Genomic DNA, 26944 nt, shown 5'->3' with positions numbered 1-26944 from the left:
ATTTAGGTTAGCCCTATTCTGGAAGTGTTAAATAAGCAACAACTCCGTAACCATTTTTCTAAACCTGTTGCGATCTGGGCGGAATCTCGCCAGCCGGGGCCGCTTTTTGATGACTCTCCGGAAGACGTGCTTAGAGCGATGTCTTCTTGAAGATCGGTTCAGGAATGTTGCGGATCACGGCCATGACGACGCGCCAGATCGGGCGCGTATAGATGATGTTTTTCTGGCGCTGAACGGCGCGCAGGATCGCTGTGCCCACCTCTTCGGGGTCAGCGGTCAGCGGGCCGGGCAAATCCATCCCGTCGGTCATGGCGGTGCGCACAAAGCCGGGCAAGACCGTTACAACATGCACATTCTTCGATGCCAGCCGATTGCGCAGGCCGGATAGAAACGCGGTGAATCCGGCTTTGGCCGACCCATATACGTAGTTGGAGGCGCGGCCGCGATCGCCGGCAACCGATGAGATGCCCACCAGGGTGCCCGATCCGCGCGCGTCCATCGCATTTGCCAGATGCGCCAGAACAGAGGCCGGGCCTTCGAAATTCGACCGCAGAACAAAGGCCGCCTTTTCGGGATCCTCGGCGCTGTCATCTTGCTCGCCCATGGCCCCGACCGCGCAGACCGCGATTTCGGGCAGCTCTGGAAGGCCTTCGATGAATGCGGCATGCGTGTCCGTCGCGAGCGCGTCGAATGCGTGGATCGTGACCTCCACCCCAAACCGCGTGCGCAGGTCGGCGGCATCTTCGTCCAGGCCCTCGGGGCGCCGCGCCGCCAATTGGATCGCGTGCCCTTCTTTGGCGAAGCTGCGTGCAACGGCGCGGGCCATGCCGGATGTCGCGCCCAGGATCAAAACCGCATTGCTCATAGGCCCAGCCTTTCTGATTGGACCGAACGGAACCGCTCCGCCAGGCCGTGTTTTGCGCGCATTGCTGCGAATGCGTCCCATCTCTCATCCGATTTTGCGACCGCCTCGGGCATGCGCGCATCCTTTGCCAGATAGAACCGCCCGCCATGGTCGAGCGTGATCCGATCCAGTTTGTCCATCAGCGCCAGCGTCCGATCATTGGCCGGGAAATCCAATGCCAGCGTGTAGCCCGGCATTGGGAAGGAAACGTGACCGGATTGCGGCCCAAATCGTTTCAGCACCGACAGGACCGATCCGGTCTGCGCCTCGGCAATCGTATCCATCAGCTCTTTCAGGCCCGCCGCGGCTGTGTCGTTGGGCAGCGCGCATTGAAATTGCACGAATCCGCCCCGGCCATAGAGGATGTTCCATCCGCGCAGGGCGTCGAGCGGGTAGAAATAGCTGTCCCAATCGACCAGGCTTTCGCCCGCTTTCCGGGCGCCGCGACGCCAATAGATGCCGTTCAAGGCGCGCAAAAACAGGCCGCGAAAGATGAGGGGCGGGGCGGGGAAAGGAACCGGGATCTTGGTCTTGTGCCGCACCTCAAGCGGTGCGCGATGCGGCGGCAGATCATCCTGGGTCGCGTGGCGCCCCAGCAGCAAAAGCGAGTGGCCATGATGCGGCCCGTCCGAGCAATCGATCCAAGCCACCGAATAGGGGACATCCTCGGTATCCTCAAACGCGGCAATCGTATCGGCGACCGAGGTCAAGGCGCGGGTCTCTTGCACGATCCAGGCGGTTTCGACCGCCCGCAACCGGATCTGAGCCCGCAAGATGACGCCCGTCAGGCCCATGCCGCCGACGCTCCATTGGAACATCTCGTCCTCGGTCGTCAGGCGTCGTGTCGTGCCGTCGGGGCCCATCAGGTCAATCCAATCGACGCAGGCCCGGAAAGATCCGTCGATATGGTGGTTCTTGCCGTGGATATCCGCGGCAATCGCGCCACCAAGGCTGACATATTTGGTGCCTGGCGTGACCATCGGGAACCAGCCGCGCGGCAGGAAGGTATGGATGATATCGCCGAGAAGAACGCCCGCCTCGGCGATTAAAACGCCGGTGTCATCGTCAAAGGACAGCATCCGGTCCATCCCGGTCATCACCAGCGTCGCGCCCGTATTCAGAGCCGCATCGCCATAGGCGCGCCCGTTGCCGCGGGCGATCAGCGGCGTTTCCGTGATGGCGGCGCGCACATCGGCCTCCGACCGGGCCGTGGTGATCTTGCAATCCACTCTGGGGAACCGGCCCCATCCGCCCAGCAAGCTCATGACGCGATCCTATTGAATACAAAACGGCGGTCGAGCTGGTACTTCGTGACATAGCCAATGGTCAGGCCGATCACGGCGCCGATCTCGCGCGCCAAATCGGTGCCCCAGATCATCCAGAATGTCGTTTCCGTGACCCAAAACACCACAGTCGTCACCACACCCATCAGGGAATAGAGCGCAAATTGCTGCCCTTGGGCGGCGGCGCCGCTTGTGTCGTCGAAAAAGATCCAGCGTTTGTCGAGCACGTATTTCACCACCAATCCTGCCAAAGTGCCCGCGCCCATGGCGGCCAGGAACCACAATGTGGTGTCCCCGCCGAGCAAAACCAGACGTTGGCAGGCCAGGTTCACAATAGTCGCGATGACAGCAAATGCGGTGTAGCGAAAAACAAGTGTGCTGCGTGTCATGATCCCGCATTCCCCCAAGCGATGCGCCGTTTCAGCCGAAGGTTGCTATCCGACAGCACTTTGACCCGCACATGGCCGGCATCTGGCGTGAATGTGAAAGGCGGGGTTAACGGGGGCAGCGGACTGATCCTCTTGTCATGTCTTTGGCGCGACAATACGAGATCGCAGAACGTTTCGGCGATGCTGCCCTATCGACAGCATGCTAGGGGCTGGCTATCGTCATATCGATTGATTTTTCAAGAGGAATTGCCCGCCATGGTGTCCGCTCGGCCGTTTTGTGCAATATGTTTAATCGCTGGTTTGGCGGTAAATGGGACTGCAACCATGCTGTCCGCGCAAGAAGATGCCAATGCCTCGGAACGGGCCGCGGCGGTTGAGGATGCATTGGCGGCCTTTCAAGATCTGGCTGAGGCCTCGGCGACAGAGCCTCCGGCCGAGCGCGCGGATGCGGTGGCGGCCGCACGGGCCGAATTCGAGGCGCTGGCACAGGCATCGCTCGCGCGGGCAACGGAAGAGGCCGAGGCACGGGCCGCCGCAGATCGGGCCGCGGCCCTGGCAGAGGCGCGTGGCGCGTTTGAGGCCTTGGCGGCGACCTCTTTGCGGAATGCCATCGAGGCGACGGTCAGCGCCCAACGGGCCGAGGCTCTGTCCGCGGCGTCAAACGCGTTTGAACAATTGGCTGCGGAAAGTGCGGCCAGGGCCGAAGCCGCCGCCGCGGCACAAGCGGCTCTGGACGAATGTGTGGCCATTGCCGGCGCGCCCTCCGCCGAAGTGCCTCTCTCAGAAGCGGCGCAGCAGGCCGCGTTCATCGCATTGCGGGAGGCGCTCCCTGCCTGTCGCGATGCGGCAGAGGCGCTGCCCGAAGAGGGCGTGCCGTTCTATCATCTGGCAACCGCGGCGCAGGCCGCCGGGCGCCATCGTCGTGCCATCCCACTCTATGAAACGGCGGCGGAAAATGGCGTCGCGGCCGCCCTGACACGGATTGGCGATTACCACAATTTCGGCATTCGCCCGATCCGCGAAGATGCGGATCAAGCGGTGGAATTCTATCGCCAGGCGGCAGAGGCGGGCGATGTTGCGGGCACGGCGACCCTGGCCTTCATGTACCGTTTGGGCCGTGGCGTGCCGCGCGACCCGGCGGAGATGGTGCGCCTGATGCAAGTGGCCGCCGATGCGGGCTATCCCTTTGCGCAGGCCAATCTGGGCAACACCTATCTGACCGGCGAAGGTGTGCCGGGCGAGGCGGATGAAGCGCTTGGCATCCCCGATGCACGCCGCGCCGTTCCCCTGTTGGCGGGGGCTGCGCGTGCGGGGAATACCGATGCCGTTCAAAGCCTTATCGAGCTTTATTCACGCGGCGGGCCAGGCGTTGAGCCCAATGATTTCCTGCGCTTTCGCTGGACCAACTTCCTGGCCGAGACCGGCGATATCGCGGCTCAGGCGGAGCGGGCCTTTCTGTTCGAGCAAGGCATCGGGCGCGACCGCGACCCGCAATTTGCCGCGCAGGAATATGTGCGTCTGATGGAAACGGGCGAGATCGATATCGATGATCTGCGGGGGCGCGTGAACGGCCAGGTGCCACCCTGGGATCGCGAAACCGCGGAGGCCTTGCAGCTTATCCTGCAAGAACGCGGCCTCTACCAGATGGCCATCGACGGCGCCGTAGGGCCGGGCACCCGTGCCGCGGCGCGCGCGCTCAGCGAATAGAGCGGCTTAGCCTCGATCCATCGCATGATAATTGGCATTCGGCATCATGTCGGATGCGATGGCAAATCGGTTGGACATGTTGAAAAAGCCGATCACATCGGACAGGTCGAAGATTTCGGCCTCGCTCAACCCCGCATCCGTCAGCGCGGCGCGATCCGGCGCATCCACCTCCCAAGGCGCGGTGGTCAATTTCCACGCGAAATCCAACATCGCCCGCTGGCGCGGCTCCAACGGTGCGACGCGGTAATTCATCACCAGCATTTCACCCAATTGCGGATCGCCTGACAGGTTCCGCACCGCTTGCCCATGCGCCACAAGACAATAAAAACAACGGTTTGCCGATGATACGACAACGGCAATCATCTCGCGTTCCAGTTTCGACAGGCCCGACGGCGCCAGCATCAGCGTGTTGTAATATTGGGCGAAGGCCCGCAACTTGTCCTGATTGAGCGTAAAGGTCTTCAGGACGTTCGGCACCAAGCCCAGCTTTTCCTGACAGATTTCAAGATAACGCTGCATATCCTCATCAAGTGTGATCGGGTCGGGCAGGTCATAAATTGAGATGTGATCGGGCTGGGGCATGGTGGATCTCCGCAGGATTTGCGGCAGCGTGGCGGCGGCGCCCGGAAATGTCCACACTCAGACGATCGGCTCGGTCTTTGCGTGGCGGGCTCGGTAGCGGCGCGGGGTCGTGCCGTATTGATCGCGAAACAACCTGTGGAAATAACTCAAGTTTTCGATCCCGCAATCTTCGGCAATGGTCGCGACGGGCCGGGCGGTCCCGCTCAGCAGCATCGCGGCGTGCTGAATGCGGATCCGGTTCACATATTGCGTCGGGCTCAGGCCCAGATGGCGGCGGGTTTCGCGGCAGACATGGGCCTGCGACCGCCCGGCAGCGGTGATCAGGCCCTCGGCCCCGCGGCGGAACACTCTGGGGTCCTGGGCGGCTTGTGCCGCTTGGATCAGCCAGGCGGGCGCGCGATCCTGGGCAGAGGCGCTGGCATCCAGCACATGGGTCATGATCGACATCAGGAAATGCTCGATCCGGGCCAGGCCGCGATGGCTGGATTGCAGCGACAGCATCGCGTTGACGGCGCGTTCCTTCTGCGGGCCCGCCAAACGGATCGAGGCCGGGAACTCTGCCGGTGACCAAAAGAACTTGCCCGCCATGTCGGCGTGATACCGCGATACCAAATGGTCGGCGGTCGATTGGCGGAACATCACATTCAGGATCCGCGCGGTGATCCCGGGGGCCGCCTGCATCGCGTGGCGGTCGAGCGGGCGTATGAACGTCAATTGTCCGGGTTCCAGCAACTCTTCCAGGCCGTTGATCCAATGGTGCACCTGGCCCTGCTCCACCAGGAACAGCTCATAAAAATCGTGGCTGTGCTCCAGAAGCGGCGGTGTGTCCGAGACCTCGATCCGCGCGAAGTGAAACGCGTCGCTATCGGGAATATAGGTATCAATCTTGAACATCTTTTGGGCTAAGCGCATGGAAAAATTCTACTTTCTGCCTCTGGGTGCAAAAAATGACATCAAGATAGTGCATTTTTTTATCAAGCGCGGGTCTCCAAAGCAAAGCGTGTTTACCTAAAGTCAGGGCAGGGGAGACACATATGACGACGTCAACGTCCTTGGATCTGAGCTTTCGTCCAGCCCGGGTTGATCAGGCACAGCGGCTTAGCCCGCATGAGATTGCGCAATACAATGCGCAGGGCTTCGTGCAGCCGTTTCGCGTGTTTTCTGATACTGAAATTGCGGCCATTCGGGCGTATTTCGACCGTCTGATGGCAGACCTCGGCCCGGGAGGCGCCTATGGAATCAACTGCTACCAAGCGCGATTGGCCGGGATCTGGGATATCGCCACCGACCCGCGCCTGCTCGATTTGGTGCAGGACATCATCGGCCCCGACATCATTTGTTGGGCTAGCGCGATCCTGTCGAAAAAGCCCGAGGGCTCGCGCGCGGTGCCCTGGCATCAGGATGCCAGTTTCTGGCAGCTGAGCCCGGCACGGACGGTCACGGTATGGCTCGCCATTGACGATGCCGATGCCGATAACGCCGCGATGAGGTTCATCCCCGGTACCCATGATATCGGAGCGATCGAAACCTCGGATATGGGCGCGGCCAGCGTCTTTCACAAAGGTATCGCCGAGGCGGAGCGGTTTGGTACGCCCTTCGTCAACACCCTGAAAGCCGGAGATGTTTCTCTTCATGCGGATATGCTCGTCCATGGGTCGGGCGTGAACCGCTCCAACCGCAGGCGCTGCGGTCTAACCCTGCGCTATTGCACCCCCGAAAGCCGGATCGTCGACCCCGACTGGGCCCGAGGGGTTGAGGCGATCATCGCGCGCGGCAGCGATCCGTCGGGCCATTGGCGCCACCATCCACGGCCCGACAATGACGATATCCTGGCGACTGAAAGCCCCCATGTCGTGGGGAATAACTGACGTGACGCCGACGAGACGATTTCAGTGTCGCGCAGACTGGTCTGCCTCACACGTGCGCATCGCCGCGGGGGGCGCGCGATGAAGATCACCTGGTTCGGACATGCGGCTTTCAAACTAACCGATGCGGCGGGCCTGTCGGTGATCACCGATCCCTATACACCCGAAGGTGTCGGCTATGCGCCGATCCGCGACAGCGCGGATGTGGTGGTGATTTCCTCCGATGATGACGACGCCCATTGCCGCGCCGATCTGATCCCCGGCAGGCCCGAAATCATCAACGCGTTGAAAGTGGCGCAGGGGGGCGGCCAGGGCGGCGACGCGTTGAGGGTCACAGCCATCGAGGCGGCGGAATGGGATCATCACCCGGAACACGCCGTGCCGGGCCAGAACGGCATGTATCGATTTGAACTCGACGGGATCAAGATCGCCCATATGGGAGATGTCGGAAATCCTCTGACCCAGGCGCAGCAAGATTTCTTCGAGGACACCGATGTGCTGTTGGCGCTGGCGGGCGGCTATCTGACGATCGAATTGCCGGATCTGATGCGGATGATCCGCCGCATGAAGCCGAAACTGATCATTCCGATGCATTTCCGAACGCTGACCTACCGCCCGCGCAACACGATGTGGATTGAGCGGTTTCTGAGCTATTTTGAGGAAGAGAACATCGATTTTGCCTGTGCCCATACCATCGATCTGGCGCGGGGCGATCTGCCCGACCGGACGCGGGTGATGGTGATGGATTACGTAAGATAGCTGCGCCGAAATATCGGGCAGTCCCCGCGCCATCTGCGGGAAGACCAAAGTCCTAGGGAGGATGATATGACACAAGTGACGAAATTTCTGCTGGGCTCCGCGGCGATGGCGCTGGCGCTGACCGGCGGCGCCCAGGCGCAAGAGGTCGCGCGCGAGGATACGGTTATCTTTGACCTGGACCGCACGATCCGCGACCCCGAGAATTTCAACTGGATGACCGACGGCACGGGTATCCGCCGGATGCATGGCGCCCATCAAGCCATGTGGGAGCCGCTGTTTATCCTGAACTACAATACTGGGGAGCTTGAGCCCTGGCTGGCCACCGGGTTCGAGGGCAACGAGGCCCAGGATGAATTCACCATCACGCTGCGTGAGGGCGTGACCTGGTCCGATGGGGAGGCGTTCAACGCCGATGACGTGGTCTTCACCGTGAACATGGCGCTCGAAAACGAAGAGCTGACGGCCCGCGAAGTCGCGACATTGCGCGGGCAGGTTGCCTCGGTCGAAGCGGTCGATGACTTGACCGTGCGCTTCAGCCTGACCGCCGCCAATCCGCGCTTTGTGGTCGACAATTTCGGGGTCCGCATCTTCGGCTCGTTCCTGATCATGCCCGAGCATGTCTGGAGCGCGGCGGAAAATCCCGCGACCTTCGCGTTCTACCCGCCGATTGGCACCGGGCCTTATGAATATGAAAGCAGCGCGTCGAACCGGGCGATCTGGGATCTCCGCGACAGTTGGTGGGGCGCTGAGACCGGCTTCATGGACATGCCAGAGCCCCAGCGCGTCGTCTTCCTGGAATCCGGCGGTGAGGAAAGCCGGGCGCAGTTGATCGCCGCCAATGATCTGGATGCCGCCCAGAACCTAAGCGTGGGCACCTTCGAAGCCATCCAGGCCCAGAACCAAGCGACGATGGCCTGGTATGACAGCTATCCCTATGCGGTGGCCGATCCCTGCGCGCGGCAATTGGAGATCAACACCACCGTCGCCCCCTGGGACAGCGCCGATATGCGCCGCGCCGTAGCGATGATCATCGACCGCAGCCAGATCGTGAACATCGCCGCCGAGGGCGCGACCACGGCCTCGCAAACCATGTTTGCCCAATATGGCGCGATGAGCCCGTTCATCGACGCCGTGGTCGAGGCTGGCCATGGCTTGCCCGAAACGGCGGACGTCGCGGCGGCCCAAGCTCTGATTGAAGCCGAAGGTTGGACGCGCAGTGGCGATTACTACGAGAAGGACGGAGAAACGCTGTCGGTCGAGATCCATGTGAACTCGGCCTCCACCGAATATACGCGGACCATCGATATGGTCGTGGAGCAGCTTCAGCGGGCGGGGATCGATGCGCGGTCTGTCCCCGTTGAGAACTCGGTCTTCTGGGGGGAGGTGTTGCCCTTCGGGGCGTTCGAGATGTCCTATTCCTGGCTCAGCTGCGGATCGGTGAATGAGCCCTGGGCGTCGATGGGCCGCTACACGGTGGCCGATGTTGTTCCCGTGGGCGAACGCAGCCCCGGCTTCAACAACACACCGCGCTGGGACAGCGAAGGCGCCCAGGCCTATTCCGAGATCGTCGCGGCGATGGCGACGATGCCGCTTGGATCCGAAGAGATCCCGGGGATGGTTGCCGAGGCCTACCAATATCTCGACGCCGAGATGCCGTTCATTCCGCTGGTGCAAGCCTTCAAGCTGATGCCGTTTAACACAACCTATTGGGAAGGGTGGCCGAGCGCCGAGAACTACTACAACCACCCGTTTTTCCATTGGAATTCGGGTCATCAGATCATCCACAACCTGACACGGGCCAATTGAGGCGGTGACGGAAAACGCGCGTTTTCCGGCCGGAATTCGCGCGAGTTCCGGGCCCGTGCGCAGCGGGCCGTCCGGTGCCTTTGGGCGGAGATCGTGATGGAGCGGCGATATCTGAGGTTTCACGGCCTGCGCGAGGTCGGGCAGCGCCAGATCAAGCTCTATGGTTTGACGGTGGAACCGCAGGATATGCCTAGCGATCTCATCGCCGAGGCGGAGCATTTCTTGGCCACTGGGGTCGCGGAAAAGGCGCCGCCATCGGCGCTCGGCTTCGCGATCGTTCATCCCGGGGTCGAAGGTGTCTCGGTCGCGGCGCATTGGTGGGAACAGGGATCGGTCCTGTGCCACCACATCCAGCGGCGGCTCTACGCCTCGGACCAAGAGGCGCGGGTTGCAGAGCGCGGCGTGATTGGGTGCGTCTGGGAATTGGCGGTCATCGCGGCCGAACAGGGTTTTTGGCGCGAGACGATGATGAACAGGCAACCTGCGCCGGATGCGTATCTCGCGCAGATATTGGACGTCGAAACGGTCTGATGGCGTAGGGAGGGAAGGAATGATGATGGGACGTATTCCGTTAAACTACCTGGCGAACCGGTTTTTCACACTGTTTTTGACAGTGTTCATCGCGGCGACGCTGATCTGGATCATCCCGCGCCTGTCGCCGATCAACCCCGTGGATGTGATGCTGGGCCGGATGGCGGCGGGGGGCGGATCGGTCGAAAACTCCGGCGCGATCCTGGATCAACTGACCGAAAGCTTCGGCCTGAACGACCCGTGGTATGTGCAATATTGGCTCTATGTCACCAACACGCTGAGCTTCGATTTCGGCATTTCAACCGCCAGCTTCCCGACCCCGGTCGCCAGCATGATCGGCGCCGCCTTGCCCTGGACCATCGGGTTGATGCTGATTTCGCTGATCATCACCTTCATCATCGGCAATCTTCTGGGCGCGCTGATGGTGTGGGAGCATACGCCGCGCCTGTGGAAAGCGGTGATCCCGGCGGCGATGGTCTTCACCTCGATCCCGCCGATCCTGTCGGGCCTTCTGTTGATGTATCTCTTCTCGTCGCAACTGGGCTGGTTCCCCCTGACCGGTGCCTATGGGCTGAATGTTGAGCCCGGCTGGAGCTGGGGTTTCGTCACCAGCGTGTTGCATCACGGCTTTCTGCCCGCGATGTCGATTGTCGTGGTGACCTTCGGGTTCTGGGCACTGGGCATGCGCGGCCTGATGATCACCGTTCAGGGCGAGGATTACACCGTGCTGGCCAAAGCCAAAGGCCTGCGCAAGCGATACATCCTGTACAAATACATGATCCGCAACGCGATCCTGCCGCAGATCACCGCCTTTGCCCTGAAGATCGGGATGCTGGTCGCGGGTCAGGTTCTTGTGGAGCGTATCTTTGCCTATCCCGGCATGGGCAAGCTGCTCTATGACGCGATCCTGGATCAGGATTTTCCGGTGATCCAGGGCGTCAGCTTCGTGATCATCCTGATGACGGCGGTCTCGGTCTTTCTGGTCGATCTGATCTATCCGCTGATCGATCCACGCATTCGGCATGGAGGGTAGGGGCATGGCAGACGAAACCTCGAACGCCGCAGCCCCCGAAACCGCCGCCCCCGATATGGGCGGGCTGACGAAGCGCCAGATCAAGCGCATGAAGCGCTTCGACAATCCCTGGAACAATCCCAAGCTGATCTGGGGCGCGCTGTTGCTGTTGGGGATCGTGGCCCTGGGCATTCTGGGGCGGATGTTCTGGGATACCGAGCTGGTCTTTACCGGCGCCGGGATGCCGCGGCAGGGCCCCGTCGGGGTGGAGAACCTGCGCGGGCAGGTCGGGACCTGGGCGCATCCGCTGGGCACCGATGTGTCGGGCAAGGATATCCTGGCGCTGCTGATCGTCGGCGCGCCGAATTCGCTTTATGTGGGTGTTCTGGCCTCTCTCATTGGGATGAGCATCGGGATTTTCCTTGGGTTTACGGCCGGTTATGTCGGGGGACGGACCGATGACGTGATCCGCGTGAGCTCTGACGTGATGATCACCATTCCGCCGTTGCTGGTGTTGGTCGTGGTGCAGGCGAGTTTCGGCGATATCAGTCTGACATTGATGGCGGTGCTGATCGCGGCCTTTGTCTGGCAATCGCCCACGCGGCTGATCCGGGCGCAGGTCCTGTCGATGCGCGAGTCGGGCTATGTGCAGATGGCGCGTCTGTCGGGCGCCTCGACGGGGCACATCATGTTCCGCGAGATGTTGCCGAACCTGGTCCCGTATCTGTTTGGTTCGTTCATCGCGAACGTGACGACATCGATCGTGACGGCGGTGGGGCTTGAGGTGTTGGGCCTGGGCCCGCAGCGCATCCCGACCCTGGGCCGCGTGATTTACGACGCGATCAATTCGGGCGCGCTGATCCAGAATATGTGGTGGTGGTGGGGCTTTCCGACAATCCTGCTGGCGGTGATGTTCATTGGTCTGCTGCTGGTCAATCTGGGCCTGGATGAGGTCAGCAACCCCCGTTTGAGGAGGTTGTGATGTATAGCAATCGTATATCAATCGCCCGGCTGACCAAGCCGGGCAGCGCCCGACCCTCCCCGGGAGGGCGCTTTTGGCCCGATCCGCTCTGTGACAAGCCTGAGGGGGAGTGGCACCATAAAGTGTGTTGCCCGACCCGGCCAATGCACCCACCCAGGGTCGGGCGCCGCCCGTCTTTCCGGAGCCGCGACATGAGCGTCCTCGACATCAAAAACGTCCATATCGACTTTCCGACCTCCAAGGGTGTTGTCCATGCGGTGACCGATGTGACGCTCTCTGTCGAAAAGGGCCAGCGAATCGGGTTCATCGGCGAATCCGGCTCGGGCAAGACCACGACGGCCCTTGCGGCGATGCGGATGCTGGCCGCGCCGGGGTTTGTGGCCGATGGAAAGATCCTGCTCAACTCGCTGGATCAGCCCGATCTCCTGTCGCTTGACGAAGAACAGATGCGCCGCGTCCGGCTGCGCAAGATCAGCTACATCCCGCAAGGCGCGATGAACTCGCTGAACCCGGTGATGCGGATCGAAAACCAGATCTGGGATGCGATCCTCGCCCATGAAGGTGCCGTGGAGGATCTGCAAACACGATCTGACACGGCGCTGGAGGGCGTGGGGCTTGAACCGGGAATCGTCGGGCGGCTCTACCCCCATGAACTGAGCGGCGGAATGAAACAGCGGGTCTGTATCGCCATCGGAACCTGCCTGACACCGGATCTGATCATCGCCGATGAACCCACAAGCGCGCTGGATGTCATCACGCAACGCCATGTGATGCAGACCTTGCGCGAGATGCAGGCGAAGATCGGCGCGGGCCTCATCCTTATCGGCCACGATATGGGGCTGATGGCGCAATCCGTCGACGATATCGTCGTGCTCAAGAAGGGCGTGTTGGTGGAATTCGGCCCTGTGCGGCAGATCATCGAGGCGCCCGAGCATCCTTATACGCAGGAGCTGATCTCGTCCGTGCCGCTTGTAGGCGGCGAAAGCTTCCTGGATGCCAGCGCCGCGCCGCCGACCATCACCGAGGCCGCTCTGCCGCTGTTGGAACTCGACGCGGTCAGCAAGGTCTATGGGGCGGTCACGGCGCTGCACCCGATGAGCTTCACGCTGGATGCGGCAAGCCCGAAGATCATCTCGATTGTGGGGCAATCCGGCTCGGGCAAATCCACCATGGGCAGCCTGATGCTGGGCTTCAATCCGCCCACGACGGGCGCAGTGCGGTTCGAAGGCGCCGATATCAACGCCATGGGGGCGGCGGCGCGGCTGGAGTTTCGCAAACAGGTCCAGGCGGTGTTTCAAGACCCCTATGCCTGTTTCAATCCCTTCTACCGGGTCAATCACGCGCTGAAATTTCCGTATGAAAACATTGGATTAGAGGGCGATGTTCAAGTTGCCATGGCCGAGGCCTGCACCGCCGTCGGCCTTGATCCCGACCTGGTTCTGGGCCGCTATCCGCACCAATTATCGGGCGGGCAGCGGCAGCGCCTGATCGTGGCGCGCGCGCTGATGCTGTCGCCCAAACTGCTGATCGCCGACGAACCCGTCAGCATGGTCGATGCCAGCCTGCGGGCGACGATCCTGAAGAACATCTATGACCTGAAGGACAAGCATGGCATCTCGATCATCTATATCACCCATGACCTCGCCACGGCCTATCACGTCAGCGATTACGTCATGGTGCTTTATAAGGGGCATGTGGTCGAGGCCGGGCCACCCAAAGAGGTGATCGGCGATCCGCAACACGCCTATACGCGGCTGCTGATCGACTCGATCCCCTGGCCGGATCTGGGCCGCGATTGGGGCGATGCCGGAGATGCGCGCGCCGCCTTAGACGCGCTGGAGCAGATCGGTGGCACGCCCGAGACGGTCTATCGCGGCGAAATTCCTGGTTTCTCGCTGAGGCAAGGATAGCCATGCCCTCCCACCGGATGCGCCTGACGGCCGAAAAGGTCGATCAACGATTGCGCCTGATCGCGCCGAAGGTGGCGCTGCGCCGCGCGCCGATCGATCGCTTTTTCCTTGAGGAACTGCCCGATGCCAGCGCCTCCCCGGACCTGAGCCTAAAGTCCTGCGACGCGCCGGGCGAACGGCTGGAGTGGAACCGCTATTGGGGCGGGCAGGATGTACATTTTGTCCTGCGATCCCGCTTCACCGTTCCGAAGGGCTGGAAAACTCCCGCCCTGCATCTGCCGCTTGGCGTGGCAGGGGATATCTTCACCCATCCTGAGGGGCTGCTTTACATTGACGGGCAGGCGCTGGCCTCGGCGGATCGCTATCATCACACAATCGAACTGCCTGACCGGTTTGCCGATGGATTGCCCCATGACCTGTTGCTGCATGGCTGGACGGGCCTGACGGGATGGCCCCCCGATCCCAGCAACGCCACACAGCTTTTGATGAAGGAATGTGCGGTCATTGATATCGACCGCGATTTGCAAAGCTTTCTGACACTGGCCGAAGTCGCCTTGGATCTGTGCGCCGAGCTGAACGACAATCGTCCCGAAAAGCACGGTGTTCTGACGGCGCTGGATGCGGCGTTCCTGACGCTCGATACCCGCGACCCGATGGAGGAGCCCTTTCGCCGCTCGATCCCCGAGGCCCATGCCAAGCTGGGCGCGGCGCTGGCGCAGGCGGGGCCATCGCTGGACATCCAACTGCATGCGGCGGGCCATGCGCATATGGATGTTGCCTATCTGTGGCCGGTGGCGCAGATCCGGCAGAAGAATGCGCGGACCTATTCCAACGTCCTGCGCCTGATGGAGCGGCATGGCGGGTTCCAATTCTCGCATTCGCAGCCGCAGCTTTACCAATGGACGGCTGAGGATTTCCCCGAGATTTTCGAGGCGATCAAAACCCGCATCGCGGAAGGACGATGGGAGGTTTTGGGCGGCATGTGGGTGGAACCCGACGCCAATATGCCAGGCCCCGAAGCCCTGGTGCGCCAGATCGCCCTGGCACGGCGCTATTGCGACGATGCGTTTGGCGAAGGCGCGGAAACCCCGGTTCTGTGGCTGCCCGACACATTTGGCTTTCCGGGTTGCCTGCCGCAATTGATGGCCCAGGCGGGGCTGCGGTGGTTTGTGACCAACAAGGTGAATTGGAACCAGTACAACCAGATGCCGGCCTCCACCACGTGGTGGGAGGGGATCGACGGCTCCCGCGTTTTGGCGCAATTCCTGACCACACCTCGGCAAGTGCAGCATTTGCCGTTTCCGACGAATTACAAATCCGATCTCAGCGCCGAAGAGGTTGTGGGCACCTGGACGCGCAACACCGTGAAGGATCGGGTGCATGATCTGTTGATCTGCTATGGCTATGGCGATGGCGGGGGCGGGCCGACCGATGAGCTGATCCGCAAGGCGCAGGTCTGGGCCGAGATGCCGGGCGCGCCGCGGCTGCGCTCTTCCAATGTTCGGACGTTTTTTGAGGCGGTGGAGGCGCAGGCGGCGCAATTGCCGGTCTGGCAGGGCGAGTTCTATCTGGAGGGGCACAGGGGTGTTCTGACCAGCCAGGGCTGGATCAAACGCGCCAACCGAAAGGCCGAGGTTTTGCTGCACGACACCGAATTGGCCATGGCGCTGGCCATGGTCGAGGGGCACGCGCCTGAGGATCTGACGGCATTGTGGCAGCGGCTCTGCATGCTGCAATTCCACGATATTCTGACCGGCACGTCGATTGGCGCGGTGTTTGACGATGCGCGTAAGGATTTCGCCTGGCTGGAGGCGGAGGCGCAGGGGGTGCTGGATCGCGCGGCGGCGGCCCTGGTGCCGGAGGCGGCGGATTGGCTGGTCTTGGACGGCTCACCTTTGCCGGGGCCGCGCTTGGCGGCGTTGCCCAAAGCCGTCTCAGGTGTGGCGGAGGGCGATTTGGCCTTACCGGTCCAGCAGATCGACCGCGGCACTTTGGTGGAATTGCCCGCCGATACGCCCTTGGCCGCGCGGGCCTTGGTGCGGGCCGAACCGATACGCGTCCTGGATCCGGTGACGGCGACGATGCAGGGCGGCTGCGCGGTGATGGAAAACCGCTTTCTCCGGGTCGAGATCGGGGATCACGGGATGATCGACCGGCTTTATGACAAGCGTGCCAGGCGTGATGTGCTGAAGCCCGAAAACCTGGGCAACCGGCTGGAATTGTTCGAGGACCGGCCGATTTCCTGGGATGCCTGGGACATCGATATCTTCTTCGAGGATCGCGGCGAGCTGGTCGGCGGGCTGACCCGGGTCGAGGTGGTGGAAACCGGCCCCCTGCGCGCGGTGGTGGAGATCGAGCGCGCGTTTCGGCGCAGCCGGATGGTGCAGAAGGTGGTTCTGACGCGAAGCTCGGCGCGACTGGATTTCGAGACCGAGGTCGATTGGCATGAGACGCATCTGCTGCTCAAGGCGGCCTTTCCGGTCGATATCCGCGCCAGCCGCGCGACCTTCGATATTCAATGGGGCCAGATTGACCGCCCAACCCACCGCAATACCAGTTGGGATGCCGCGCAATTTGAGGTGCCCGCGCAGAAATGGGCGGATCTGAGCGAAGGTGATTACGGCGTCGCGCTGCTGAACGATTGCAAATATGGCTATGATGTGCGCGGCGATGTGCTGCGGTTGAGCCTGATCAAATCGGCGACGATGCCCGATGCCGAGGCCGATCAGGGCACGCATCATTTCACCTATGCGCTGCTACCGCATGAGGGCAATACAAGGGTCGAGGTGCGGGCGGAAGCCTATGCGCTGAACTATCCGCCACGTGTTTTCGCCGGATCTGGAGAGGCCGCGTGGCCCGCGCCGCTGGTGATGTGTGCCTCGAACCGCGCGGTGATCGAGACGGTGAAGCCCGCCGATGACGGAGACGGTGTCATCGTGCGTCTGTTCGAGGCCCATAACACGCGCGGCTCCGTCGAACTCGCGTTTTCGGACCATGTGCGTGATGTGGCCATTGTCGGGCTGCTGGAGGAAGGCGGCACGCGGCTGGATCTGGTCGATGGGCGGGCAGAGCTGCCGCTGCGCCCCTATGAGATCGTGACGCTTCGGTTGCGGCTGGTGATCTGACCCCGCCAAAAGCCCCCCACCCACCCACCCGCGGTTTTTGGCGGGGTCTTGGTGGGGCATCCGGTTCGTCTGGATGGTGAGGGCGGTATCTTTGGGTATTTGGAGCCAATGGAAGAGGGGCGCCCATCACGGCGTTTTGCTGTGACTTTGGGTCGGGAGGATGTGTATCGGGGCGTTATGTGTGGGTGTGTGTCGGGGCGGCGGGTGTTGGGGCGCGGTGGCTCCGCCGTTAGGCTGCGATCCGGGGTCGGTTCCCCGATGACCTCGCTGATCGCACCCGGCCCTGGCGGGGCCTTTCGTAATGTCTCAGCTAGGCGACCGCCAAGCCCTCTTCGCTGAGCCCGTCGAGGCGTGGCATAAGAGATAGCAGGCTTTGCGTATAGGGGTGTTGCGGGTTGGCAAACAGCGCCTCGGTCTCTGCAACTTCGACCAATTGACCGTTCTTCATCACGCCGACGCGGTCGCACATCTGTCGCACGACGGGCAGGTCATGGGAAATGAACAGCATCGTCAGGCCAAGATGTTCCTGCAGATCCTTCAGGATGTTGAGGATTTGCGCCTGGATCGACACGTCGAGCGCGCTGGTCGGCTCATCACAGATCAGGAACCGCGGCTGCGTGGCCAGCGCGCGGGCGATGGAAATACGCTGCCGTTGGCCGCCGGAAAACTCGTGTGGATACTTCATCCCCGCGGCCGCGCCCAACCCGACGCGGTCGAGCAATTCGGCGACACGTTCGCGGATCGTGGCCTCGGGGTAGAGCCGATGGTGGCGCGCGGGTTCTGCGACGATATCGTCGACGCGCATGCGAGGGTTCAGGGACGAATAGGGATCCTGGAAGATCATCTGGATCTGCTTGCGATACCAATCGGGCACGCCACCCGATAGCGGGGCCACCTCCTGGTCATCGAAACGCACCGCGCCGTCATCCACCGGATAGAGCCCGGCAATCATCCGCGCGATGGTCGATTTGCCCGAGCCGCTTTCGCCGACCAGGCCGAACACTTCGCCTTCGCGGATCTGGAACGTGGCGCTGTCGACCGCGGTGAACATCTTGCGATTGCGCGGCAGGATCGCGCGCCGTTGCACGAAGCGCTTCGTCAGCCCCTGGGCTTCGACCAGGGGCTTTGAGCGGTCGATCTCGACACTGGGCCAATTGCGCTTGAGGTCTTCGATGGCGAATTCCGTCACGCGCCCGCCATATCCGATCAGCGGAAAGCGGTGCAGCTTGACGGTCGGGCGGGGCACGGCGGCGATCAGCGACTTGGTGTAGGGATGGCTGGGCTGGCCCAGCACCTGACCGGTCGGGCCGCTTTCGACAACCTCGCCCATATACATCACCGTGACCTTGTCGGTCGTGTCGGCAATCACGCCCATATCATGGGTGATCAGGATAACGCCCACCTGACGTTCGCGGGCGAGTTCCTTGATCAGCTCCAGGATCTGCGCCTGGATCGAGACATCAAGCGCGGTTGTGGGTTCGTCGGCGATGATCACGTCGGGTTCGGAGCAAAGCGCCAGCGCGATGACCACGCGCTGCCGCATCCCGCCGGAGAATTGGTGCGGGTATTGGTCCAGCCGCGCCTCGGGGTCGGGGATGCCCACACGGTCGATCAGGTCGCGGGCGCGTTGGTTGGCCTCGTCGTCGGTGACATCGAGATGTTCTGAGATCGTCTCGACCAGTTGCTGGCGCACGGTGAAGAGCGGGTTGAGGGAGGTCAGCGGATCCTGGAAGATCATCGAGATCTTCTTGCCGCGCAGGGCCGCCATCGCCGCTTTGTCGAGGCCCGAAATCTCTTCGCCGCGGAACCGGATCAGGCCGCCTGCAATGCGCCCCGGCGGGTCGAGAAGGCCCATGACGGCGGCGCCGATGGTGGATTTCCCCGCGCCGCTTTCGCCGACAAGCCCGTGGATCTGGCCCGGTTCGACCGTCAGATTGGCCGAGTTTACAGCCGTAAACAATTTGCGGCGGGTCGGAAATTCGACGGTGAGGTTTTCGATTTCGAGAAGGGCCATCAGGGGGTCTCCTGAGAAAGCTGTGCCATCGCGCTGGATGCAAGCATCACCGCAGCCTCGGGTTCAGGGCGTCGCGCAGCCAGTCACCCAGCAGATTCACGCTGAGCGCCAGTGCCAGCAGCGTGGCGGCGGGGAAAACCAGGATCCACCAATTGCCGGAGAAGAGGAACGTTTGCCCGATGCGGATCAGCGTGCCGAGGGAGGGCTCGGTCGGCGGGGCCCCGACGCCCAGGAACGACAGCGTGGCCTCGGCGATAATGGCCAGCGCGAGGGAAATCGTGGCAATGACCAGCACCGGCGAGAGCACATTTGGCAGGATGTGGCGGGCCATGATCACGAATGAGGGCCGCCCGATCAGGCGCGCCGCTTGCACGTATTCCTTGTTCTTTTCCACCAGCGTCGCGCCGCGTACCACGCGCGCGAATTGCACCCAATCGCTCAGCCCGATGGCCAGGATCAGCACGGCGATTGCCACCTGATCGCGATATTCGATGGGTGTGATGCCTTTGGCGATGCCGAAGATCAGCATCGCGACCAGGATCGAGGGGAAGGTGAGCTGGATATCGGCGATGCGCATGATGATCGTCTCGACCCAACCGCCGACATAGCCCGCGATCAAGCCCAGGGTCACCCCCAGAACTAGGGCGAAGGTGACCGCGGCGAAGCCCACGAATAGTGAGATCCTGAGGCCGAAGAGGATGGTGGAGAACACATCCCGTCCCTGGTCATCGGTGCCCAGCAGGAACGTGTCGCCGGTGAAGGCCGAGGGTACGCCGGGCGCGGTCAGGCCGTTCAGAAGGTTCAGCGTCGCTGGGTTAAACGGATCATGCGGCGCGATCAGCGGCGCGAACATCGCCGCGAAGATCAGGATCAGGGTCACACTGGCCGAGATCAGCGCCACGGGTGATCGGAAGAACGCGTAGGCCAGGTCGCTGTCCATGGCGCGGGCAAAGCGCCCCGGCGCGTCTTCGGGCAGCTCTGTGCGGGTATTTGGCGTGTCGGTCATGTGCTTTTCCCGTCTACCCGCAGGCGCGGATCAATTGCCGCATAGAGCAAATCGACGATCAGATTGATGGCCACGAACATCACCGAGATCAGCATCAGATAGGCGGCCATGACGGGGATATCGACGAATTGGATCGCATTGATGAACAGCAGCCCGACCCCGGGCCATTGGAACACCGTCTCGGTGATGATCGCGAAGGCGATGATCGAGCCCAATTGCAGGCCGGTGACCGTGATCACGGGCACCATTGTGTTCTTCAGGGCGTGGCGGAAATGGATCGTTCGATTGCCGAGGCCGCGGGCGCGGGCAAAGCGGATGTAATCGGCGCGCAGCACCTCCAGCATTTCGGCCCGCACCAGGCGCATGATCAGGGTCATCTGGTAGAGCCCGAGTGTGATGGCGGGCAGGATGATGGATTGGATCCCGTCCCAGGTGGCAAAGCCCGTGGTCCAGCCGCCCAGATCGACCGTGTCGCCGCGCCCGAAGGTGGGCATGCCGCCTGTATTGAAAGTGGTATCGGTGAAGGGGATGCGGATATCGATCCCGACGCCAAACCCATAGATCAACAAAATCCCGATCAGGAATGTGGGCAGCGAGACACCGATCAGGCTGACGCTCATGATCAGGTTGGCCGAGATCCCGTCGCGGCGGATGGCGGTGTAGATCCCCAGGATGATGCCCAGGCCCAGGGCAAGACCGCCTGAGACGATCGCAAGTTCCAGCGTGGCGGGCAAACGCTCGACGATGATCTCCGCGACCGGCCTGTCCTGGCGGTAGGAAATGCCCAGGTCGCCTTGCAAAGCGCGCATCAGGAAATCCCAGTATTGAATGAAGAACGGCTTGTTCAGCCCCAGGGTTTCGCGCAACCGGTCGATGTCTTCCAGGGTGCGTTCCTGGCCCAACATCGTGTCGACCGGGTCACCGACAAAGCGAAACATCGCAAAGGCGACAAGCCCAACGATGAGCAAGACCAAAAGCGATTGGAACACACGGCGGAGAATGAAGCTGAGCATGGGCTGGTTTAGGTCCTATGGTCGATCGGCGTCAAGTCGTGGAAATGAAGCGTTTGGGCTTCGATGGGGGAGGCGTGCGAAACTTATCATCATAGGCGCAGCGCAGCCCGAACCGGTTCGGTGGAAACGCAGGCTTGCCCAGCCTGTTGTCTCCTCTCACTGTTTCAGCATCAAGCGAAAGTGGTGAGGGATAGTTATGGAAATCCAAAAACAACTTAGCGTGACAGCGACATCGTCTGGCATGATTGGCGCTGTGATCGGAGCATCGATCATTGTCGGAGATTACCATATCGCAGCATTTGCCGTGTCGGTTTCGTTGTTCGCATTTGTTCAGCTCGGCCGATTTAGGTCATTGGATGATTTGGATGGGCCGGTGCACGAGGTTCTGTTCGCTCAGATTTTCCAGCCATTTCTAGTTGCCGGGCTTGCGATCATTGTCGCAATGGCGACTTATTCGATCAGCGACACGAACGAAGATATGATATCTATCGCACTTTCGTTGGGCCTTATCTTTCAGATCATCACGATGCTCGTGCTGGGTCTTCGCTTGTTGCAGCATGTTTGGTCGCACCCCGGAGTTGCGCGGGCAAGAGAGTTACATGGCAGTGTGTTTTGGATGTTCTTGATGGCTGCCACGCTGATCTTGCTGCAGGTGGTGGGCGTCACGATGATCTAAAGACGCTGATTGACACTCATATGCGCCATGCCGGTGTGATTTCTGACTTCGGCACAATGTCGATACAGGGTCAGTAGGCAATCGGCGCGCACCCAGGGGTGCGCCCGGGGAGAGTGTGAGAGGGGGCCGGGGAGAGTGTGAGAGGGGGCTGTGGCCCCCTCTCATCAGGAGGTTTGGAGGACGGGTCCTCCAAGCACCGGGCGACCGCTCTTGCGGGCGCCATCCCGGTGTCACTCGCTCACGCCGACCGTCACCCAGCGCAGGATGAAGAAGTTGTCGGCCCGCTGGGTCAATTCGATCCCATCGCGCACGCCCCAGAGCAGCGGCTGCACGTAGAGCGGTGTGTAGACCGCATCGTCCTGGATGATCATCGCCGCTTCATCCAGCATCTCCTGGCGCGCCGCGTCGTCGATTTCCGACTGGATCGCCGGCAGCAATTCATCGATCCGCGGGTTCGAATAGCCGCCGAAATTCCACGTGCCCAGCCGCTCACCGGAGGTGTGGACCAGGAAGCGGATCGGATGTTCGGCATCGAACGTGCCGGGCGACCAGCCCAACAGATACATGTCGAAATTGTCGGCCCGCAATTCCGGCCAGTAATTCGACACCGGCATCGCGTCGAGTGTCGCGTTCAGGCCCACCTGCGCCAGCATGCCGACAATCGCCTGGCAGACGGATTCGTCGTTCAGATAGCGATCATTCGGGCAGGAGAGCGTAAAATTGGCTCCGTCCGCGCCCGCCTCGGCGATCAGGCTGCGGGCCAGGTCCTGATCATAGGCCGGACGGTCGGAGGCCGCCTCGGAATAGCCGCGCATTGCGGGGCTGACCAATTGGCTCGCAGGTTCCGCCGCGCCGCCCATGATCGCCTGCAGGATCGCGGGCACGTTGATCGCATGGCCCACTGCCTGCCGGATACGGGGATCGGCGAAGATGTTGTCGCCGCCATTTTGCAGGCTCTCGTGATCATGGGCAAAGCCCAGCATGATCACCCGCGCCTCGATCCCGTCCAGCACATACACGCCATCGGTCGCGTTCACCCGCGCCGCGTCTTGGACAGGCACCGGATCGATCACATCGATATCGCCCGCCAGCAGGGCGGCAACGGCGGTGGCTGAGTTTTGGATCGGTGTGAAGATCGCCTCGGTGATGTTGTGTTCGACCTCACCCCACCAACCGTCGAAGGGCACAAGCACGGTTTCAAGATCGGGTTGACGGCTTTGCAGCATGAAGGCGCCGGTGCCGTTCACGTTGCCGGTGGCGTAATTCTCGGCGTCGCGGGCCGGGCGTTCGGCGCCATTGGCTTCGGCCCAGCCGCTATCCATCATCATCCAATTGGCGATGGAATCGGGAAAAATCGGCTGCGGGGAGGAGGTCATGACATCGACGGTGTAGTCATCAACCGCCACCACCTCGGTGACCGGGGCAAACCAGCTGGCCACATCGCTTTCCTCGGAGGCGGCGCGCTCATAGCTGAATACGACGTCTTCGGCGGTGAAGTCCGCGCCATCGTGAAAGCTCACGCCCTGGCGCAGGACGAACCGCCAGCCCTCGCCTTCACCGATCGGCTCCCAGCTTTCGGCCAGGGCGGGTTCGATCGACATGTCGCGCCCGCGACGCACCAGGCCTTCATAGACGTTGTTCAGAAATCCCAGAACCGGCGCGGATGAGACCGCATGGGGGTCCATCGTTTGCGGATCGGTTGTGGCGGCCCATCGGAATGTTTCAGCCTGGGTCGGAAGCGCAGTGGCCAGCGCAAGCACGCTGGCGGTAAAAAGGCGGTGCATATGGTCTCTCCCCCGAGATGTCTTTTTTTGCATGCGGCACCGGTCGTAATCCCGCAGAGCCGAGCGTGGCCCATTGGCGCATATAGGGCGAGGGGGCGTGTGATCACGAAACTGTGAGCGATCGCAGGGCGGCTGTGCATCAGCGCGCGGCTAAAGCCAGCGTGCCAGGCCCGCCTCGCCCCGCGCGGTGATATGAACCGCGCGGCTTGTGCTGTCGCGTTTGGCCCAGCCGAGCTGGTCCATATGCGCCAGGATCGCGCGGCCAAGGCTGCCAGCCAGGTGGGTGCGCCGCTCGCTCCAATCCAGGCAGGGACGGCAGAGCGGGGCGCGGGCATTGCGCAGCGGGGCAAGATCCACGCCCCAATCCGAAAAGGCGGCCTCGCCCTTTGGCGTCAGGCCAACCGCGTCGCCGACTTCGCGCAGCAGGTCATCCGCAAGCCATCTGTCATAAAGGGCGGTTCCGACCTCACCGGCCAGGTGGTTGTAGCACACCCGCGCCCGGCGCAGGGCGGTATCCTTGGGCCCGGTTCGCGTGCGCAGATGCCCGGTGGCCGCCGCAACGCCCATCAAGGCTTCCAAGGCTTGGGCGACCTCGGGCCGGGCGAGGGACATGTATTTGTGGCGCCCGGATTTGCGCGGGTTGATCAGCCCCGCCTCGACCATCTGCGCCAGATGGGTGGAGGCGGTCTGCGCCGTCACACCGGCCTCAGCCGCCAATTCCGTCGCCGTCAGGGCGCGGCCGCTCATCAACGCGGTCAGCATATTGGCGCGGGCGGGCTCCCCGATCAGCGCGGCGATGCGGGCAATGTCAGGACCTTCTTTCATGCTTCGATGTTGGCCGAAGCATCTGGACGAAGCAAGAGGCTACATCGACCGTATCTATCCTAAGGAGGTTCCATGCTGACTTGTATCATTCGGTATCAGATCGATCCGACAAAGCACGCTGAATTCGAAACCTATGCCCGCAATTGGGGCCAGGCGATCCCACGCTGCGGCGCGGATCTTGTCGGCTATTATGCGCCCCACGAAGGGTCGAGCACCTTGGCCTACGGGATCTACAATATTGACAGCCTTGCGGAATATCAACGTTATCGCGCGCGGCTGGCTGAGGATCCTCTGGGGCAGGAAAACTACGCCTTCGCGCAGCGTGAGCGGTTCTTGCTGCGCGAAGATCGTACGTTTCTCAAGCTGGCCTCGGCGCCCCACGGGCCAGCGCGCTGACCATTAGTTGACGGTCAGGACCGAGCAGCTGGCCCCATGGGCGACCTTTTGACTGACGCTGCCCATCAGGACACTGGCGATGGATCCCAGACCCCGGCGGCCCATCACGATCAGATCGGCATCGTTCAGCTTTGCCGCATCCAAGATGTCATCGGTGGCGTCGCCGGACCCGATGGTGGAATTTACCTTGGTGCAACCCGCATCCTTGGCGCTGGCCAAGGCGGCATCCATGACCGATGCACCGGCCTCGGCGATCCGTTCGGGGGTGATGGGCACATCCATCACGCTGTATCCCACGGCGATCATCGTGGTTTCGATTTGCGGAGAGTGAACCAAGTGAAGATCCGCATCGAAGGTAACGGCGAGTTTGCTGGCCGTGTCCAACGCATGTTGGGACGGGGCAGAGCCATCGATGGCGACGACGATGGTTTTGAACATGGGGTCACTCCTTTCAGGTCGAACCGCGCAAGTGGTTGCGCGTGTAACCATGGCCGAGGAGGCGCGGCCTGACTTTGATCGGGATCAATAACGCTGCGATGGGACGGGTTTTTTGCCCAATGTCGGCGTCTGGCACTGCCAGACAGATAACGGGCCCGCGCATCCGCCCGGGCCCGTTGCATTCAATGTGACGTGGATCAGTTCAGTTCAAAATATTTGAACTTCACCTGGTCATCGGCATCCACAAGCGTGCTCCAGGTATCGGAGACACCCCAGTTCAACACCTGGTTATGGACCGGAAGATAGATCAGCTCGTCCTCGGCCATGGCAAACAGATCGGCGATGGTGCCGTCGCGCACATCCAGATCGGTCTCCGAGGACAGGCTGACGATCATCTCGTCCATTTCGGGGTTGGAGTATTGCGTGCCGTTCCAGGACCCACGGCCCTCGTTGCGGGAATGGTAGAGGAAGTTGAAGATATATTCCGCGTCATAGGTCGGAACGCCCCAGCCCAGCAGATAGAAATCCGTTTCCAGATTTGCGATCAGCGGGAAATGCTGGGCGCGGGGCAGGGCGGACAGGTTCACCGTGATGCCCAATTGCGCGAACATGCCGACGGCGGCCTGACAGATCGCCTCATCGTTGATGTAGCGGTCATTCGGGCAATCGAGTTGGATCGAGAACCCATCTTCATAGCCCGCTTCGGCCATTAGTGCGCGGGCGGCCTCGATGTCGTATTCCGGGTAGCCGTCCAGATCCTCGGTCCAGCCGTTGACCGGCGGGGGCGAGATCACGCCGGCGGGGGCCGATTGGCCGCGCATCACGATCTGCTGGATGGCTTCGCGGTTGATGGCGATATTCATGGCCTCGCGGACAAGCGGGTTCGCGAACGGGTTTTCGCCATCGACATTGTCGCGGTCCAGATCGTCGGCCCCGACATTCATGCCGAAGAAGATCACCCGGTTTTGCGGTGCCGTGGCCAGACCGATCCCATCGGCTTCTTCCACGCGACCCAGATCCTGCACCGGCACGTCCTGGATGAAGTCGACCTCACCGCCCAGGAAGGCGGCCAGACGGGTGGCGGGGTTCTGGATCGGCGTGAAGACGATCTCGGTCACGGCCAGCGGGAATTCCCCGATGCCCCAATAATCTGGATTGGCGGACAGGACCGTCTGCACGTCCGCTTCGCGGCTTTCCAGCACGAAGGGACCGGTGCCGTTGACGTTGCGCGCGGCAAAGCTGTCTTCGCCCCCGGCATAATCCTGCACGGTTTCGGCGCCGTTTTCGGTGCTCCAGCCCTCATCCATCATCATGATATTGGTCAGGTTGTTGGGCAGCAGCGGGTTGGGGCCGTCGGTTTCGATCTCGACGGTGTAGTCGCCGGTCGCGCGGATTTCGACCACGCCGGACAGCAGCTCTTTGAAGTTCGAGGTTTCCTGCATTGCCCGGTTGAGGCTGAAGACCACATCGGCGGCCTCGAAGCTTTCGCCGCCATGGTAGCTGACGCCTTCTCGCAGCTCGAAGACCCAGACATTCGGATTGTCTTCGGAGGGCGCCCAGGAGGTGGCGAGCGCAGGCTCCATCTCACCGGCCATGTTGCGCAGGATGAGTGGCTCGTAAATCTGATGCATCAGGGTCGTGGTCGGCCCTTCGTTTTGCGAATGCGGATCGAGCGTCAGCGCCTCGGCGGCGCGCGCCCAACGCAGCGTCTCGGCATTCAAGCTGGTGGCCGTCAGTGACGTGGTCACAAGCAAGGCCGCGCCAAGCGCGGTGATACGGTTGGTCATAGAATAGCTCCCTGTATTGTCCCCGTGTCCTTGGGGGGCGGTCGTGGCCGCGTGGATAACCTATTGGGGCAGGCGGCGGATTGTCCAGCGGGCAGGGTGGGGCTGCGGCCGGATTTGGCGCGATCTGCCGGGTATTCACGCATGTCCTGC

23 protein-coding genes are annotated in these 26944 nt (G+C 62.0%); 11 read left to right on the top strand and 12 right to left on the bottom strand.

Annotated elements, in window-relative coordinates; translation table 11 throughout:
- Positions 1-130: 130 nt before the first annotated feature.
- From V8J82_RS19285 to V8J82_RS19275, 3 genes are read right to left on the bottom strand one after another with little or no spacing between them, the layout of a single operon-like run.
- Positions 131-865, bottom strand: a complete 735-nt coding sequence (locus V8J82_RS19285; RefSeq protein ID WP_339977719.1) for an SDR family oxidoreductase — start codon at positions 863-865, stop codon at positions 131-133.
- Positions 862-2169, bottom strand: a complete 1308-nt coding sequence (locus V8J82_RS19280; protein WP_339977717.1) for an FAD-binding oxidoreductase — start codon at positions 2167-2169, stop codon at positions 862-864. The genes V8J82_RS19285 and V8J82_RS19280 overlap by 4 nt, the downstream gene beginning before the upstream one ends.
- Complete coding sequence (locus V8J82_RS19275) at positions 2166-2576, bottom strand: GtrA family protein (RefSeq protein WP_339977715.1); 411 nt, start codon at positions 2574-2576, stop codon at positions 2166-2168. Before V8J82_RS19275 ends, V8J82_RS19280 begins: the two co-directional genes overlap by 4 nt.
- 324 nt (positions 2577-2900) lie before the next feature.
- Here V8J82_RS19275 and V8J82_RS19270 point away from each other — a divergent pair, with 324 nt between their 5' ends.
- Entirely contained in the window at positions 2901-4283 is a 1383-nt protein-coding gene (locus tag V8J82_RS19270) for a tetratricopeptide repeat protein (RefSeq protein WP_339977713.1), read from the top strand.
- 6 nt (positions 4284-4289) lie between these two features.
- On the opposite strand, the gene V8J82_RS19265 is transcribed toward V8J82_RS19270, so the two are convergent.
- Complete coding sequence (locus V8J82_RS19265; protein WP_339977710.1) at positions 4290-4865, bottom strand: peroxidase-related enzyme; 576 nt, start codon at positions 4863-4865, stop codon at positions 4290-4292.
- Between the two features lie 57 nt (positions 4866-4922).
- Positions 4923-5759 (bottom strand): helix-turn-helix domain-containing protein, encoded by an 837-nt coding sequence (locus V8J82_RS19260; RefSeq protein WP_339977708.1) that lies wholly within the window; start codon positions 5757-5759, stop codon positions 4923-4925.
- 140 nt (positions 5760-5899) lie between these two features.
- Between V8J82_RS19260 and V8J82_RS19255 the strand changes: the two genes are divergently transcribed.
- From V8J82_RS19255 to V8J82_RS19220, 8 genes are all read left to right on the top strand, one after another.
- Positions 5900-6733: a phytanoyl-CoA dioxygenase family protein gene (locus tag V8J82_RS19255; protein ID WP_339977706.1), complete on the top strand. Its 834-nt coding sequence runs from the start codon at positions 5900-5902 to the stop codon at positions 6731-6733.
- A 78-nt stretch (positions 6734-6811) separates the two neighbouring features.
- A complete protein-coding gene (locus V8J82_RS19250) occupies positions 6812-7489 on the top strand; it encodes an MBL fold metallo-hydrolase (RefSeq protein ID WP_339977704.1) in 678 nt (225 codons plus the stop codon).
- Positions 7490-7555: 66 nt separating this feature from the next.
- Positions 7556-9295 carry an ABC transporter substrate-binding protein gene (locus V8J82_RS19245; RefSeq protein ID WP_339977702.1) on the top strand — a complete coding sequence of 580 codons (1740 nt, stop codon included), beginning with the start codon at positions 7556-7558 and terminating at the stop codon, positions 9293-9295.
- 96 nt (positions 9296-9391) lie between these two features.
- Positions 9392-9826: a hypothetical protein gene (locus V8J82_RS19240; RefSeq protein ID WP_339977700.1), complete on the top strand. Its 435-nt coding sequence runs from the start codon at positions 9392-9394 to the stop codon at positions 9824-9826.
- A 25-nt stretch (positions 9827-9851) separates the two neighbouring features.
- The gene (locus V8J82_RS19235) at positions 9852-10859 is read left to right on the top strand and encodes an ABC transporter permease (RefSeq protein ID WP_339977698.1); all 1008 of its coding nucleotides are present in this window, start codon (positions 9852-9854) and stop codon (positions 10857-10859) included.
- Positions 10860-10863: 4 nt separating this feature from the next.
- Complete coding sequence (locus V8J82_RS19230; RefSeq protein ID WP_339977696.1) at positions 10864-11820, top strand: ABC transporter permease; 957 nt, start codon at positions 10864-10866, stop codon at positions 11818-11820.
- A 191-nt stretch (positions 11821-12011) separates the two neighbouring features.
- Complete coding sequence (locus V8J82_RS19225; protein ID WP_339977694.1) at positions 12012-13730, top strand: ABC transporter ATP-binding protein; 1719 nt, start codon at positions 12012-12014, stop codon at positions 13728-13730.
- 2 nt (positions 13731-13732) lie between these two features.
- A complete protein-coding gene (locus V8J82_RS19220; RefSeq protein WP_339977692.1) occupies positions 13733-16855 on the top strand; it encodes an alpha-mannosidase in 3123 nt (1040 codons plus the stop codon).
- A gap of 310 nt (positions 16856-17165) precedes the next feature.
- Here the strand turns inward: V8J82_RS19220 and V8J82_RS19215 are convergent, their stop codons facing one another.
- The 3 genes from V8J82_RS19215 to V8J82_RS19205 form a co-directional block, all read right to left on the bottom strand.
- Entirely contained in the window at positions 17166-18869 is a 1704-nt protein-coding gene (locus tag V8J82_RS19215; protein WP_339977690.1) for an ABC transporter ATP-binding protein, read from the bottom strand.
- 46 nt (positions 18870-18915) lie between these two features.
- The gene (locus V8J82_RS19210) at positions 18916-19809 is read right to left on the bottom strand and encodes an ABC transporter permease (RefSeq protein WP_339977939.1); all 894 of its coding nucleotides are present in this window, start codon (positions 19807-19809) and stop codon (positions 18916-18918) included.
- A 62-nt stretch (positions 19810-19871) separates the two neighbouring features.
- Positions 19872-20888 carry an ABC transporter permease gene (locus V8J82_RS19205; protein WP_339977688.1) on the bottom strand — a complete coding sequence of 339 codons (1017 nt, stop codon included), beginning with the start codon at positions 20886-20888 and terminating at the stop codon, positions 19872-19874.
- A 196-nt stretch (positions 20889-21084) separates the two neighbouring features.
- On the opposite strand from V8J82_RS19205, the gene V8J82_RS19200 reads away from it, so the two are divergent.
- Complete coding sequence (locus V8J82_RS19200) at positions 21085-21564, top strand: hypothetical protein (protein WP_339977686.1); 480 nt, start codon at positions 21085-21087, stop codon at positions 21562-21564.
- A 230-nt stretch (positions 21565-21794) separates the two neighbouring features.
- Here the strand turns inward: V8J82_RS19200 and V8J82_RS19195 are convergent, their stop codons facing one another.
- The gene (locus tag V8J82_RS19195) at positions 21795-23348 is read right to left on the bottom strand and encodes an ABC transporter substrate-binding protein (protein WP_339977684.1); all 1554 of its coding nucleotides are present in this window, start codon (positions 23346-23348) and stop codon (positions 21795-21797) included.
- Between the two features lie 150 nt (positions 23349-23498).
- Positions 23499-24173 (bottom strand): ArsR/SmtB family transcription factor, encoded by a 675-nt coding sequence (locus V8J82_RS19190; RefSeq protein ID WP_339977682.1) that lies wholly within the window; start codon positions 24171-24173, stop codon positions 23499-23501.
- 72 nt (positions 24174-24245) lie between these two features.
- Here V8J82_RS19190 and V8J82_RS19185 point away from each other — a divergent pair, with 72 nt between their 5' ends.
- The gene (locus tag V8J82_RS19185) at positions 24246-24569 is read left to right on the top strand and encodes an NIPSNAP family protein (protein WP_339977680.1); all 324 of its coding nucleotides are present in this window, start codon (positions 24246-24248) and stop codon (positions 24567-24569) included.
- Positions 24570-24572: 3 nt separating this feature from the next.
- Here the strand turns inward: V8J82_RS19185 and V8J82_RS19180 are convergent, their stop codons facing one another.
- Positions 24573-25007, bottom strand: coding sequence for a universal stress protein (locus V8J82_RS19180; protein ID WP_339977678.1), 435 nt, complete (start codon positions 25005-25007; stop codon positions 24573-24575).
- A 197-nt stretch (positions 25008-25204) separates the two neighbouring features.
- A complete protein-coding gene (locus tag V8J82_RS19175; RefSeq protein WP_339977676.1) occupies positions 25205-26794 on the bottom strand; it encodes an ABC transporter substrate-binding protein in 1590 nt (529 codons plus the stop codon).
- Positions 26795-26944: the final 150 nt, after the last annotated feature.

Source organism: Gymnodinialimonas mytili, assembly GCF_037544085.1.
Classification (GTDB): domain Bacteria; phylum Pseudomonadota; class Alphaproteobacteria; order Rhodobacterales; family Rhodobacteraceae; genus Gymnodinialimonas; species Gymnodinialimonas mytili.
Note: the sequence above shows the minus strand (reverse complement) of the source record. Positions and strands in the feature narration are given on the sequence as shown.